The 14,230-nt window shown below is 56.6% G+C and carries 10 protein-coding genes and 2 pseudogenes; 7 read left to right on the top strand and 5 right to left on the bottom strand.

What is annotated here, in order from left to right; genetic code table 11:
* The first annotated feature begins 121 nt into the window (after positions 1-121).
* The 3 genes from AXA68_RS15270 to AXA68_RS15265 all read left to right on the top strand — a co-directional run bounded on the left by AXA68_RS15270 (position 122) and on the right by AXA68_RS15265 (position 2,760).
* On the top strand, positions 122-1,771 hold the full coding sequence (locus AXA68_RS15270) for a thiamine pyrophosphate-binding protein (RefSeq protein ID WP_066419027.1): 1,650 nt from the start codon (positions 122-124) through the stop codon (positions 1,769-1,771).
* A 159-nt stretch (positions 1,772-1,930) separates the two neighbouring features.
* Positions 1,931-2,128 (top strand): twin-arginine translocation signal domain-containing protein, encoded by a 198-nt coding sequence (locus tag AXA68_RS16935; RefSeq protein WP_157884881.1) that lies wholly within the window; start codon positions 1,931-1,933, stop codon positions 2,126-2,128.
* A complete protein-coding gene (locus AXA68_RS15265; RefSeq protein WP_066419024.1) occupies positions 2,125-2,760 on the top strand; it encodes an ABC transporter permease in 636 nt (211 codons plus the stop codon). The genes AXA68_RS16935 and AXA68_RS15265 overlap by 4 nt, the downstream gene beginning before the upstream one ends.
* Positions 2,761-3,769: 1,009 nt before the next feature.
* Here AXA68_RS15265 and AXA68_RS15260 read toward each other — a convergent pair.
* A pseudogene (locus AXA68_RS15260) lies at positions 3,770-5,277 on the bottom strand (aldehyde dehydrogenase family protein).
* Positions 5,278-5,335: 58 nt separating this feature from the next.
* Entirely contained in the window at positions 5,336-6,082 is a 747-nt protein-coding gene (locus tag AXA68_RS15255; protein ID WP_066419021.1) for a sugar phosphate isomerase/epimerase family protein, read from the bottom strand.
* Positions 6,083-6,330: 248 nt separating this feature from the next.
* On the opposite strand from AXA68_RS15255, the gene AXA68_RS16245 reads away from it, so the two are divergent.
* From AXA68_RS16245 to AXA68_RS17640, 4 genes and pseudogenes are all read left to right on the top strand, one after another.
* A complete protein-coding gene (locus AXA68_RS16245) occupies positions 6,331-6,861 on the top strand; it encodes an Rrf2 family transcriptional regulator (protein WP_080505330.1) in 531 nt (176 codons plus the stop codon).
* A gap of 96 nt (positions 6,862-6,957) precedes the next feature.
* A complete protein-coding gene (locus AXA68_RS15250) occupies positions 6,958-8,367 on the top strand; it encodes an FAD-binding oxidoreductase (protein ID WP_198530093.1) in 1,410 nt (469 codons plus the stop codon).
* A 453-nt stretch (positions 8,368-8,820) separates the two neighbouring features.
* Positions 8,821-10,217: pseudogene (gene thiC / locus AXA68_RS15245) on the top strand (phosphomethylpyrimidine synthase ThiC).
* A 164-nt stretch (positions 10,218-10,381) separates the two neighbouring features.
* Positions 10,382-10,810, top strand: a complete 429-nt coding sequence (locus AXA68_RS17640) for a DUF7436 family protein (protein ID WP_449272154.1) — start codon at positions 10,382-10,384, stop codon at positions 10,808-10,810.
* Here the strand turns inward: AXA68_RS17640 and nadC are convergent.
* The 3 genes from nadC to nadA are packed head-to-tail and all read right to left on the bottom strand — an operon-like array spanning position 10,783 to position 14,217.
* Positions 10,783-11,598 carry a carboxylating nicotinate-nucleotide diphosphorylase gene (nadC, locus tag AXA68_RS15235; RefSeq protein WP_066419015.1) on the bottom strand — a complete coding sequence of 272 codons (816 nt, stop codon included), beginning with the start codon at positions 11,596-11,598 and terminating at the stop codon, positions 10,783-10,785. The two genes, AXA68_RS17640 and nadC, sit on opposite strands and share 28 nt — an antisense overlap.
* Positions 11,585-13,090, bottom strand: a complete 1,506-nt coding sequence (locus AXA68_RS15230; protein ID WP_066419011.1) for an L-aspartate oxidase — start codon at positions 13,088-13,090, stop codon at positions 11,585-11,587. Before AXA68_RS15230 ends, nadC begins: the two co-directional genes overlap by 14 nt.
* Before the next feature lie 2 nt (positions 13,091-13,092).
* Positions 13,093-14,217 (bottom strand): quinolinate synthase NadA, encoded by a 1,125-nt coding sequence (nadA, locus tag AXA68_RS15225; protein WP_394326473.1) that lies wholly within the window; start codon positions 14,215-14,217, stop codon positions 13,093-13,095.
* Positions 14,218-14,230: the final 13 nt, after the last annotated feature.

Genomic DNA, 14,230 nt, shown 5'->3' with positions numbered 1-14,230 from the left:
ATCGCTATCCGTCACACTGTGTCATAAATATTTGTGATGACCAAACCCGAATCACGGATTCTAATGGCCATCCAAGCGGAACATAAATGTAGGTACGTGCTAATTCCTGATACGGCAGAGCATGACACGAACTGGTGCAGATCTATTTGTCGAAGCGTTAGAAACTTACGGGGTACCGTATCTCTTCGGAAACCCTGGAACGACCGAGGTGCCCGTAATGAGCGCTCTTGAAGGGAGTAAAGTCGATTACGTCCTCGGACTACAGGAAGACATCGCCGTTGGAATGGCAGCTGGATATGCATGTACTCGGCGGCAGCGGGGCGACGAGTATCCACTTGGTGTGGTTAATCTTCACGTCGCTCCAGGGATGGCACACGGTCTGGGGAACTTGTACGCCGCAAGCGTTTCTGGCGCACCGCTCGTGATCACCGCAGGCACTCACAGTATGCGTCATCAACACGAGGAGCCAATATTATACGGTGATCTCGTGGAGATGACCCAACAGTTCACGAAGTGGAGTGCCGAGGTCAAAGCGGTTGAATCCCTCCCCACAATGCTACGTCGCGCGTGTAAGGTGGCACTGACACCCCCAATGGGACCCGTATTCTTAGGATTCCCGATGGACGTGATGCTTAGGGAGACAAACATGCCCGTCGAACCGTTGGAGATCCCGAAAACCGGCCGCGGCGACACTCATGCTATCGCGCAGGCAGCCGACGTTCTAACGGAAGCTGACGAACCGGTGCTTATCGTCGGCGATCAGATCGCCCGCGGCGGTCAGCCCACTGTGGAAGCTGTAATCGAGTTAGCCGAGCAAACGGGGGCACGCGTCCACAGCGAGATTCTATCCACGGAAGTAAACTTTCCAATGGATCATGAGTTGTGGGTTTCGCACATGCCGGAGTCATTTGCGGAGGCAAGAGCGCTTCACGAGGCAGATGCGGTCGTCTTGATCGGGTGTACGACGCACACGCCGACACTTGCCCACGACGAACCGCTTGTCCCGTCCAACGCGACAGCGGTACATATCGGTCCCGACAGCTGGGAACTCGCAAAGAATGAGCCCGCCAGCGTCGTCATTTCTGGTGCGCTACGACCGACGATTAAAGATCTCACCCGACGGATCTCCGGACGCGTGAGCGATGAGCAATTAACCGCTCGTCGCAAGAAAATCAGCGAGATTCGCGATTGGGTCGGTGAGAATCTACAACAATCTCCTTCGGATAATTCTGATGCTATCTCAAAGACGGAGCTGATCGAAACTATGGAGAAGGCAGTGCCGGACGCGTACATCGTCGACGAGAGCGTCACCACGCGGTACGCACTGTTGTCCGAGTGGGACCTCCAACCCGGCCAGCTGTTTGGCAACAAATCTGGCGGGCTGGGGTACGGTCTTCCTGCGGCCGTTGGGGCTGCCCTCGCAGAGGATGACCGTCCCGTGGTTGGACTTCTGGGTGACGGTTCGTATCTCTATTACCCCCACTCGATGTATACGGCAGCTCGGTACGACCTCGACCTAACGATCGTCATATCGAATAATCAAAACTACCGGATTTTGAAGGACAATGCGCTAAAAATTCTGGGTGGTGACGACGACGATCACGAATTCATCGGGATGGATCTCCAACCTGGCGTCGATTTCACCGTAAATGCATCCAGTCACGGCGTCGAGGGAGGTCAAATCACCGACAAAGAGACGCTCGAAGCGATGTTGCGCGAGGCTGCTAACACCAGTGGTCCGTCTGTACTCGATGTCCGTGTTGTCGACTGACAGGCGATCGTAAGCAGCGCTTCTAATTTTCGGAGACGAGCGACGCACTACACCATTGGCTCTCAGGAGCCAACATACAACGAGTACCCCCACTTCTCTATACGATCCTTCAGTATAAATAACAAAAGATTTAATTGGGGCTGTTATGTTTCGATAGACGTGAGGTTCGATACCATGGATCTAAGCAGACGAAACCTTGTCAAGTACGGTCTCGCCAGTGGTGCTGCTTCCCTCGCTGGCTGTATCGGCGGGGGCGGTGGCGGCAGTAATGAGCCTACAAAACCAGTGGATGTGGAATCCGTTCCGCCAGAGCAGTTAGAGCAAAACCTCAATGTGTGGAATTGGTACGACGGGTGAGCAACACAAAAGCGATAAGCGCCATCTTAACTTCACTGAAGGTAAGCCTCGTCGCAACACCGATCACGGTCTTCGTCTCCCTTCTCGCTGCCTACGGGGTTTCACGGTACGACTTCCCAGGAAAGAGCCTCTTCCAGATGTTCCTCACGCTTCCGATTGTGGTTCCCCTTGTCGTGACGGGGATAGCCATGACGTTGTTTTTCGGGAACGTAAACATCGAAGCTGGGTACGGGACGGTAGTGATCGCTCACGTCATCCGAACGGTTCCTTTCGCCGCGTTGATCATTATTCCGACGGTCGTCAACTTCGACCAGACATTAGAAGAAGCTTCCATGGACCTCGGTGCGAGTGAACTTCGGACGTTCCGTCGAGTCACTTTGCCGAACGTCCTTCCTGGGATCATTGCTGGTGGGCTGTTAGCGTTTACCATTTCATTCAACGAGTTTGTCTATACGTACTTTGTTCGAGATACGGCGACTCAAACGCTGCCGGTCTATCTGTGGGGACTCATCAGGTACGGCTTCAGTCCAATGGTGAATGTTATCAGCGTATTCTTTTTGGTATTCGTCACGGTGGTTCTGATAGCGGCGCTATCGCTTACAAGCCTCAAACAACTCACCTTGCGGACGTGAGTGGAAACGTGCCGGATCGCTACCGGTGCGCTCCTATCAGTGTTCCAATTCAGCCACTCTTTCTCGAGGACGGCACCTGCCTTCGATCCGTCTCAATGAGGATTCAGAGTAGTTAGGGGTAATCTTCGATGAAATTCCCTTCGAAACAGTGTGACTGGTACCCATTTTACGATGAATACATCGGTGCTAGAGACGTTTTATTTCCTTATGAGGCAGTAGTCTAATATACATCCACAGCGTCCGTACAACACTTTACTGCCCGTGAGTCCGCAATAGTACCACTTTGGCCGAGCTACCATCAATTGATTCGCGCGATCGCGTGAGCATGATTGGTTGCTGCGGATTCTCTGCCAATAACGTATTTGTAGTCACCAAACAGACTTCGTACTATCTGAGGCTAACAATAGATCTCGCGAAGACCATTACACTACTAGTGGTGTAATCCAATAGATTCTGCTTTTCTATTACCAAATCATCATTGTCAAGAGTTGACGTGATATCATCACGGTAGACACATATCTCGAGCCAGTGTCGATAGTCATATCCGTTTCTCTCGACTACCGCGATGGCGATCCCGTTCGCAACCAATCGACCAGGGAAATATCTCGGAGTTGGCTAAAAATAGGCGATAAGTCCTCTACTCAGCGAGCACAGACCGAAGGGAGGCGTGAGCAGAGAGATACAGCGCCGCACAATTCTCGAACACAATTCGGTAGCAGATCCACAGACTCCGGTAATCGCAACGTCTTTCAGTAGGGTAGTAGATTCCTGTCCTAGCTGTGTGAGTTTAAGCTGACAGGGTCCCAAACGAGGCGTGGCACATCCTTTCCCGCGGGCTCGAAGATCTAAAGTGGGATACTCAGAAGGAACGCCTGTGAAGGCTGCGCTCCCTGTGAATTCGTCTGTATCTACAAAGCGCGTCGTGGAAGCAGGAAGCCTTCCCTCAAGGATTGAACGACGCCAGCCGCGAGCGAGTAGGGTAGTTCACTGCCTCAACCTCGTGTCACACTCATAAGCCCACGTTAATCGTCTTCGTTTGCTGGTAATGTTCGAGGGTCGTCTCGGCCAGTTCACGCCCTATCCCAGATTGCTTGTAGCCGCCGAACGGAAGCCCAGACGGGACGTCATGGTGCTGGTTGATCCACACATAGCCGGCCTCGATATCGCGTGCCGTCTGGTACGCTTCATCAATGTCTTGTGTGACAACACTCGCTGAGAGTCCGTATTCGACATCGTTTACCAGAGCCATCATCTCGTCGTACTCGGTCCAAGTGAACGTTTCGAGCACCGGGCCAAATATCTCTTCTTGGACGGCTGGATTGTCATGCGGCACGTCACCAATCACAGTCGGCTCTACAAAGCTACCAGCAGACACTGCGTTCCCGGATGGACACGATCCGCCTGTCATGAGATCTCCCCCCCTTCGACCGCAGTCTCAACATATTCAAGCGTCTTTTCTACCTCACTGTCACTGATTTGTGGCCCGATATCAGTCCCCTCCAACAGAGGATCTCCAACTGTGAGATCTTCGACAGTCTCGACGAACCGATCAAGGAAATCCTCAGCGATTGCCGCGTGTACGAACAGTCGCGAACCGGCCGTACAGCATTCGCCTGCGTTTGCGAAGATCGCGAACTTCACCACTTCGATAGCCTTGTCCAAGTCTGCGTCCGGAAAAACGACAACCGGACTTTTTCCCCCAAGTTCGAGGGTAACGTCGACGACGTTGTCGGCAGCGTTCCGCATAATGTCTTTACCGACAGCTGTCGAACCAGTAAAGGCAAGCTTTCGAATGTCCGGGTGTTGAGTCAGTGCCACCCCGGCCTCCCTGCCGTTGCCCGGAACGATGTTGATCACGCCGTCGGGTACAACATCGTCAACGAGTTCCATGAGTCTAAGGATCGACAGAGGAGTCTGTTCGGCAGGCTTCAGGATACTACAGTTTCCTGCCGCAAGCGCCGGTGCCAGTTTCCACGAAGCCATCGACAGTGGAAAGTTCCACGGAATAATCTGGCCGACGACACCATAGGGTTCTCGAATCGTATGACCCATGCGCTGATCGTCCGACAGGACAGCGCCAGCATCAGATTGGATGATACCTGCGAAATACTGAAACTGGTCAACGACCGTCTTCATGTCTGCTCGAGATTCTACGAGGGGCTTTCCGTTGTCAAGAGTCTCAAGCAACGCAAGGTTTTCTAAGTTGGCCTCCACGCAGTCTGCAATCTCAAGCAAAATATCCTGTCTGTCTCCAGCTGTCGTTAAACACCACTCTCCGTCATACGCCTTCCAGGCCGCTTTCACAGCTCTGTCAATATCGGTAGCGTCTGCGGCCGACACCTCCGCCAGATGTTCTCCAGTCGTCGGATCAACCACCTCTAGCGGTGATTTTCCTCCAGCGCTCCACTCACCGCCAATATAGAGGTCAGTATGGTCAGGAAGGACCTTATTGGCTACGTCGCGGTGTCGGGAGACAACCTCTTCGGCCTCAGCAGTATCTGTGTTTTTGGCACACATACGGGTGTTATTGCTGTACTCGTAGTATAAATATTGCCCCCTGCTGACCCTTTCGGCGTCAGCGCATTTGCCATTCCGACAGGAACTTTGCCCCGTGCGACAGCGATCCGAGCGGATCGTCTGGAGAATCATGCTCGTAGATCGCCCACGAACAACCGGCGTCTCTCACCGCCGCTTCAATGTCCTCGAAGTCTACGTCCCCCATCCCAGCTTCGATGGGAGTTCGAGTCTCTGCGACGACATCTTTCGCATGGATCAGATCAATACGATTCGCGTGTCGGTTGAGGAACGCGATCGGGTCGCGACCCGCTGCTTGAACCCAGCCGATATCGAGCTCCAGATCGACCATCTCCAGCTCCGCCATCAGGAGGTGGAGTGCCGTCTCGTTGTCTTCAGAGAGCCACCTCAACTCATGGTCATGGTTGTGATAGCAGAAGTCAAACCCTTCGTCTCTGAAAGGGGCTGCGACAGACTCGAGGAATGTCGCTGTCTCAGTAACCGCTTCAGCGCTGTCGAAGTTCGTTACATCAAGGTACGGTAAGACTACTGTCTCCACGCCGACCGTCGAACACCAATCGATGACCGCTTCAGTTCTGTTCGTTAATGGATCGAGCTCAATATGTACCGCCGGACAGTCGAGACCCAACCGGTCTATACACGACCGGATCGCGGTTGGATCTTCATCAACAAACTCGTACGCCAGTTCAACCCCGTCGTATCCGGCGTCAGACGTTCTTGTAAGCAGATCTAGTGTTCCGTCTGACGAATCCCGAACCGTGTACAGATTAATGGCTGTGTGAACCATATACCATGGGTTCTTCTATGATCTAATACATCTACTGGTGTTGCTCTTACTATGCTGGACTTGACAGGGCTAATATTATTATTAATCTATGAGATCCCAATGCTATCTAACAGTTCGCTCTTAGTAAATATAACACAGTCACCGTTGCGTCCTACAGAATTTCAGAGCACTATATTTTCAATACCGCCATGTCACTCTCATAAATGGATGTACATTACATTTAATATCGATGAGTTGTTTTATCCTACATGCAGCAGATTGAGCTTACTACCAATCAAACATCTCTCCTTGCTACGTTAATTAGTTTGTACGAAGAAGAACAAGAGCCGATTAGTTCGGAAAGAATCGCGCGAGAGATTCAACGCAGTCCAGGAACAATTAGAAATCAGATGCAGAGTTTGACATCACTCGAACTTATCGAAGGGATTCAAGGAGCAGGAGGTGGATACCGACCAAAATCGCAGTCGTACGATACATTAGATGTTCAGAAGATCGAAGATCCGGATTACACATTAATTAAGCAGAGGAATTCTGAGATACACAAAATAGTTAGCGAAATAAATCTATCTAGCGTGGGAAATCCAGAAGTATGTCGAGTGAAAGTCCATATTCTTGGATCAATGAGTGATATCAACATAGGAGAAGAGATAACTATTGGGCCAACACCAGTATCGAACTTTGTTGTCTCTGGACTAGTTGACGGTAAGTGTGAGAACCAAAATATAATAATGATAGAATCAACATCGATGTCAGTACATAAACACAACAGAGATCGTTGACGATCGGTTAATGTTTTAGATAGAATCAGATGAACTGAGATCTCACGCCAGACCGCTAGAATCGAATTAATAGCACTCGCAGCGACCAACATATATATGCCAGCAAAATGTTGTAACATACCACATGAGATTCAGTTTCCTATACGACTCTCCCCTAGACGAGTCGCAGATATCCACTTCCGACGAAAGTCGAGCTCGCCACGAAAGCGACTGGGGCACCGACGAAGAAGATGCGTCCCACCTGACGCCGTCGTCTGGCCAAAGTCAACGGCTGACGTTGCAACAGTACTATCCACGGCGAATTCCCGTGGCATTCCAGTGACTCCGTACGCAGCTGGGACCAGTCTCGAAGGACACTCCGTGCCCGTCCACGGGGGAATCAGCCTAAATATGATGAAGATGGATAGTGTACTCGATGTGCGTCCCGATGATTTCCAGATTGATGTCCAACCGGGCGTTCTGGGCGGCGCGATCAACGACACCGTCGAGCAGTACGGACTTTTCTTTCCACCGCTGCCCTCGTCAGGAGATATCTCGACCATCGGTGGGATGATCGCAAACGATGCCAGCGGCATGCAGACGGTGAAATACGGAGAGGTTCACGACTGGATCCTGCGGCTTGAAGCCGTGCTTCCGGATGGCACGATCATCGAAACTGGAACCAATGCGGCGAAAACATCTGCTGGATACAATCTGCTCGATCTCCTTGTCGGGAGCGAGGGAACTCTCGCCGTCGTCACCGAGGCGACACTCGAACTCGCAGGACTACCGGAGCAGATTTGGGGTGGTCGGGTAACATTCGATACAGTCGGTGACGCATCGGCCTTTACTTCCGATGTAATTAGGTGGGGTGTTGACATCGCCAAGATAGAATTACTCGATAGATCAAGTGTCAAGATGAGCAACGAGCATCTCGATGCGGATCTCGAAGAGCGCCCAATGGTATTCGTAGAGTTCCACACGAACCACAGCGTCAAAGACGAGGTAGAATTCTTCGAGTCAGTCGTTGACCAGCATCCGGTCGTCGACTACACGGTTGGAGAGTCCGGCAAAGAGATGGAAGAACTGTGGAAAGTACGGGAAGAGATGGCCACTGCATTGAAAAACTACGATCCAGAGATGGCGATTCTCGCCTCGGGTGACGTGACTGTTCCGGTCAGTTCCTACGCGGATCTCGTTCGATATATTTCATCTCTGGAGGATGAATACAATCTCGAGATCCCATGCTTCGGACACGCTGGGGACGGTAATATCCACTACACGATCTTCGTCCGAAAAGACAATCACAGACAGCATGCTGCGGGTGAACGTGCCGATCGCGATATTGTAGAGCGTGCGATAGATCTCGGAGGAACTTGTACCGGGGAACACGGTATCGGAATGGGCAAGAAACAGCACTTAACGAGTGAGTACAACTCCGAGACGATCGATCTGATGCGACGAGTGAAGGATGACTTCGATCCAAACGGAATCCTCAATCCTGGAAAAATATTCACAGATCCGTAGTGGTCGCGTTTAATTAACAAATGAGACTACTCTGTTGAATCCGCAGAAGGCGTCGGGATCGGGTCACTCTATACTCGGTTGAAGAGGGCTGTCGAGAGAATTTGGAGATGGAATCTTGGCAGAGAGAGTGAGGAGCAAGGTCACGGGACGGATCGACCCAACTCCTTGACCACGAAGAGTGAGATGATCACCTCTTCAGAGATCGTGATCCCCGTGCCGTCATCGGATTCAACAGAGCACTCTGGATTTATTGGAGAGAAACAAAGTCCGAAATTGCCACTTATCTCAACTAACCACAACCCTTGTATTGATGAAACTGGCTCCTATCAAATCCTGACTAACTGGTCTCTCGGGGGAGACTTCACCCAAAATATATCAGTCAGTGGTACCACCCAAGAATTAATGTCGAGGACACAGCTTCAGCGGGCCAAAGCAGGCGAAATCACTTCTGCGATGGAACGAGTTGGCGAGCGTGAAAACTGTAAGCCAGAATTTGTTCGACAGCAGGTTGCTGACGGGCACGCAGTCATTCCAAGTAATCATGCTCACGATTCGCTGGATCCGATGATCATTGGACGTGAGTTTTCCACGAAGGTCAACGCGAACATCGGTAATAGCGATACAACGAGCGACATCGACGGCGAGCTTCAGAAACTCCACACGGCAGTCCATTACGGTGCGGATACGGTCATGGACCTCTCGACCGGTGACAATCTTGATGCGATTCGCGCGGCCAACATTGAGTATTCTCCCGTCCCCATCGGAACGGTTCCGATCTACGAGGCGATTAAACATGTCGACAATCCTGCCGACATCACTCATGAGCTGTTGCTTGATATCATCGAGAAACAGGCCGAGCAGGGCGTCGATTATATGACGATCCACGCTGGCGTTCTGATGGAACATCTCCCGCTAACAGACGGTCGAAAGACCGGTATCGTGTCTCGGGGCGGGTCGATTCTCGCCCAGTGGATCGAAGAGAACGGTATGCAGAACCCGTATACACAAAATTCGAGGATATCTGCGAGATCTTCGCGGAACACGACGTGACGTTCTCATTGGGCGATGGCCTCCGCCCCGGTTGTCTTGCAGATGCGAGCGACGAAGCCCAGTTCGCCGAACTCGACACACTCGGTGAACTGACGCGGACCGCATGGGACCATGGTGTCCAAGTCATGGTTGAAGGCCCCGGACACGTCCCGATGAACGAGATTGCCGATAACGTCGAACGCCAACAGGACGTCTGTGACGGTGCACCCTTCTACGTCCTCGGCCCGCTGGTCACCGATGTCGCACCAGGCTACGATCACATCACGAGCGCGATCGGTGCAGCTGAAGCAGCTCGTGCCGGGGCTTCGATGTTGTGCTATGTGACCCCCAAAGAGCACCTCGGTCTCCCTGCGGAAGAAGACGTAAGAGATGGGCTTGCCGCCTACCGAATTGCGGCCCACGCAGCAGACGTCGCAAACGATCTACCGGGTGCACGTGATTGGGATGATGCGCTCTCTGAAGCTCGCTATGAGTTCGACTGGCACAAGCAGTTCCAGCTCGCACTGGATCCTGAACGTGCCCAGGTCTACCACGACCAAACATTACCTGGAGATAATTACAAGGAAGCCCGCTTCTGCTCGATGTGCGGTGTCGAGTTCTGCTCGATGCGGATTGATCAAGATACACGAGCGGCGGACGGTGAGATGTCGTCGATTGACGACGAGACAGACCTCGATACGTCGTCCGCTGCAGGAGTCAATTTACCGCCCGTTGGTACGCATGATACGAGTGGCGTCCCCGATGAGATCGAGATCAATGGTGTCACATTCACACCTGAAGAATCACACGCCGATGATTGATCTTTTACAACGCAACTGAAATCATATTGGTCAAATTCTCGGGCGGCTACCGGTCCCGGGAGGCTGCGCTCTCCGGGACATCTCCCCGACGCTACTGTCGCTCATCGGCATGGAGAAACCCGCGGTGATGACGGGGAAGTCCCTGCTCGACGGCTAGTGCGCCGATGCGTCGGAGACGGCGTTCAGGACGACGATGCCAGCGACGACGAGCGCCATTCCGAGGACGCCTGTGGGATCCAGCGATTCATCGACGGCGACGGCGCCGACAAGCGCCGTGGGAACAGTACGAACCGGAACTAGCGGCGTTCAGGGAAACGCTGCCGAGCAACACCCACGTACGGATGCTCGTCGCCGCCGGCGGCCTCGAATCGGTGCCGGAACCGGCCCGCGAAGCGTACGCGGGCCGCGAGGTCATCGCCGTCCGGGTGACGGCTGGCCTCGCGATCCCGCTCGACGCGGTGGACGGCGAGCGCCTCGGCGCGGTCGAACTCCGTAAGGACGCGCCACTCGACCGGCCCCGCAGACGGTTCGAACGCGAGTGGGAGCAGGCCGACCCGCTGGACAGTCACGCGACCGACGTGGAGAACGAGTAGTCGAGACTGGGCGCGGAGTGCGTCAGCGATCCCATCGAGATGACGTCCACGCCCGTCGCGGCATACGCGGGGACGTCCTCGACGGTGATGCTGCCACTGGCTTCCGCGAGCGCGGCTCCGTCTAGCAGGTCGACCGCGCGCTTGGTCTCGGCGGGGGTCATGTTGTCCAGTAGGACGATGTCTGCGCCGGCGTCGGCAGTCTGGGGGGCATCCGCGGGCGATTCGACTTCGACTTCGAGTTTCGTGGCGAACGATTTTCGCTCTCGGAAATGCCGAATCGCCGATTCGAGTCCCATCTCGGCAATGTGGTTGTCCTTCACCATGACCATGTGCGAGAGGTCAAGGCGGTGGGTGTCGCCGCCGCCCGCAACCACCGCACGCTTCTCGACGCCGCGCAGGCCGGGTGTCGTCTTCCGGGTGGCCGCGATTTCGACCGCGGCGCAGACTTCGCAGGCGGCGTCCACAGCGCGCCGCGTCTTCGTCGCTACGCCGGACGCGTGCCCCGCGACGTTGACCGCGACGCGCTCCGCGCGCAGGACGCTCTGTGCGTCGCCTGTGGCTCGGAGGGCTGTGTTCCCGGGTTCGACGCGATCGCCGGAGCTCACCACCGCCTCCGCGTCGCAGCCGAGGTAATCGAACACTGCGACTGCGGCGTCGAGGCCGGCCGCGACGCCTGCCTCCTTCGCGACGAGCCGGCCCTCGGTGTTGCCGGGCACGTCGTTGGTCACGTCGTGGTGCCCGAGGTCCTCACGGAGCCAGCGCTCCACGTCGGCGTCAATGACCGGCATCCGGGGCCTCCATGAGGTGGTGGCAGCCGACGCTCTCGGTGTGCTCGCGGGCCTGCCGCACAATCAGTAGTCCGACAACGGCGGCGTTCCGCAGTTCGTAGAGGTCGCGGACGGTGCGCGTGCGGACGTACGCATCGACCTCTCCCTTCAGCCGGCGGAGCACGCCCTGCGCGCGTTGCAAGTCGTTTGGGGTGCGGCGCAGGCCAACGCACTCGTCCATCACGCGGCGCAGCCGCCGGAACTTGTCGTCTGCGAACCCGACGGGCAGATCCGGGTCACGAGCCAGCAGTTCCGGCGGCTCGATTTCCACCGGATCCATGCCGACTGCAGCTTCGCCCGCACGCAGCCCCCAGACGAGGCCTTCGAGGAGGCTCGTGGACGCGAGCCGGTTGGCGCCGTGGACGCCGGTACGGGCGCACTCGCCGACCGCGAACAGCCGATCGAGGCTCGCCCGGCCCTCGGTGTCGACTGTGACGCCCCCGCAGAGGAAGTGCTCGCAGGGCGCGACCGGAATCCCCGTCTCCCAGTCGACGCCGCGCTCCTCGCACGTGCTGGCGAGGTCCGGGAACTCGCCCGCGAGGTCCAGCGGACTCACGTCAAGCGTGACCTCTCCAGTAGCCTCGCACTCAGCGTCGACGGCGCGCGCGACAACGTCGCGGGGCGCGAGTTCGGCGTCCTCGTGGTAGTCGGGCATGAAGCGCTCGCCGTCCGCGTTCCGCAGGACTGCGCCCTCACCCCGCACTGCTTCGGAGACGAGGAACGGGTCCTCGTCGTCGTACGCGGTCGGGTGGAACTGTACGTACTCCATGTCGGTCACGTCGGCGCCGGCGAGGGCGGCCATCGCGACGCCGTCGCCGGTCGACCCGGCCGGGTTCGTGGAGCGCCGGAAGAGGCTGCCGACACCGCCCGTCGCGAGGACGGTCGCACCCGCGAACACGGGGGTGCCAGTCGTCGACTCCTCGCCAGTCTCGGGGTCGCGGTCGAGGAGCGCGCCCGCCACGAGACCCTCATCCGTAATCAGTTCGAGCGCGGCGGTGCCGTCCAGAATATCGATGCGGTCGTGGCCGTCGAGAAGGGCGAGGAACGGCCGGAGGACGTACTGGCCGGTGCTGGCGTCCACGTGTAGGATGCGCTCCTCCGAGTGCGCGGCCTCATGCGCATAGTCGAAGCCGTCGCCGTCCTCGTCGAAGGGTACGTCGAGCGTGTCCACGAGCACGTCCTCGATGGCTTCGGTGGCGTTGTTCACGAGTACGTCCACGGCCTCGGGGTCAGCCTCACCCGCGCTCGCGTCGAGGATATCCTGCTTGAGTTGGTCCGGGCCGCCTCGGGTGGTAGCGATGCCGCCCTGCGCCCAGTCCGAACTCGCGTGCTCTGGGCGCTCGGCTTTCGTCGCGACGAGCACGTCGGCGCCCTCGCGGGCGGCGGCAAGTGCCGCGGCGCAGCCAGCGATGCCGGAACCAACGACGAGCACGTCTGGGGTCTGGTGCTCCATCGTCACACCTCCAGCATGCGGTCGAGCGCCACCTGTGCGAGTTCCTTCTCTTCGGGGGACACCTCGATGACGTTCCGCTCGCGGCCCTCGGCCAGTTCCTCCAGCACCCACGTGAGGTAGTTCGGGTCGATCTGCCGCATCGCGTTACAGTCCATGCAGGCGTCGCCGCAGAGTGGTAACACCTCCACCTCGGGGTGCCAGCGGTCGAGGTGCTTCGCGAGGTGGATTTCGGTGCCAATGGCCCACGTTTCGCCGGGCTCGGCGTTCTCGACAGTCTGCGTGATAGTGGACGTGGACCCGACCACGTCGGCGGCCTCAACGACCTCACGGCGGCACTCGGGGTGGACGACGACGTTCGCGTCAGGCCGGCGCTCACGGAGGTCGGCGACGTGGTCTGCGGTGAAGCGCTCGTGGACTTGGCAGTAGCCGTCCCAGAGGATGATGTCGGCGTCTGCGACCTCGTCAGCGTCCTTCCCCTCGGGGTCCCACGGGTCCCACTCGGCCGTCGAATCTGCCAACCCGAGGCGGTGGGCGGTATTCTCGCCGAGGTGCTTGTCCGGCAGGAACAGTACCTTGTCGCCGCGCTCGAACGCCCACTCGAACGCGTCGGCGGCGTTCGAGGACGTGCACACCAGCCCGCCCTGCTCGGCGCAGAACGCCTTCAGGTCGGCGTAGCTGTTCATGTACGTGATGGGGATGATGGTTTGGTCGGGCGCGGCGGCCGTGATCTCGGCCCACGCCGCGTCCACCTGCAGGGCTTCGGCCATCCCCGCCATCGGACAGGAGGCCTCCATCGACGGGAGGATGACGGACTGGCTGTCGTCCGTGATGATGTCCGCGCTCTCGGCCATGAACGTCACGCCGCCGAAAATCACGTAGTCGGCGTCGGCGTTCGCGGCCTCCTGCGAGAGCTGATAGGAGTCACCGATGAAGTCCGCGTGCTCGACAATTTCGCGGCGCTGGTAGTTGTGGCCGAGCACCACCACGTCGTCGCCGAGTTCCTCGCGGGTCGCCGCGATGCGTTCTGTTCGCTCGTCTTGGGTCAAATTTCGGTACTCCGACGGTAGCTGTTCAAGATTGTCGTACTTGAAGACACTCAGGTCCGTCTCGAACGACGTGGTATCCATTTCTGCCACTTTG

Origin of the sequence: Halorubrum aethiopicum, assembly GCF_001542905.1 — an archaeon.
Classification (GTDB): domain Archaea; phylum Halobacteriota; class Halobacteria; order Halobacteriales; family Haloferacaceae; genus Halorubrum; species Halorubrum aethiopicum.
This window is presented reverse-complemented; position numbering and strand designations above follow the sequence as displayed.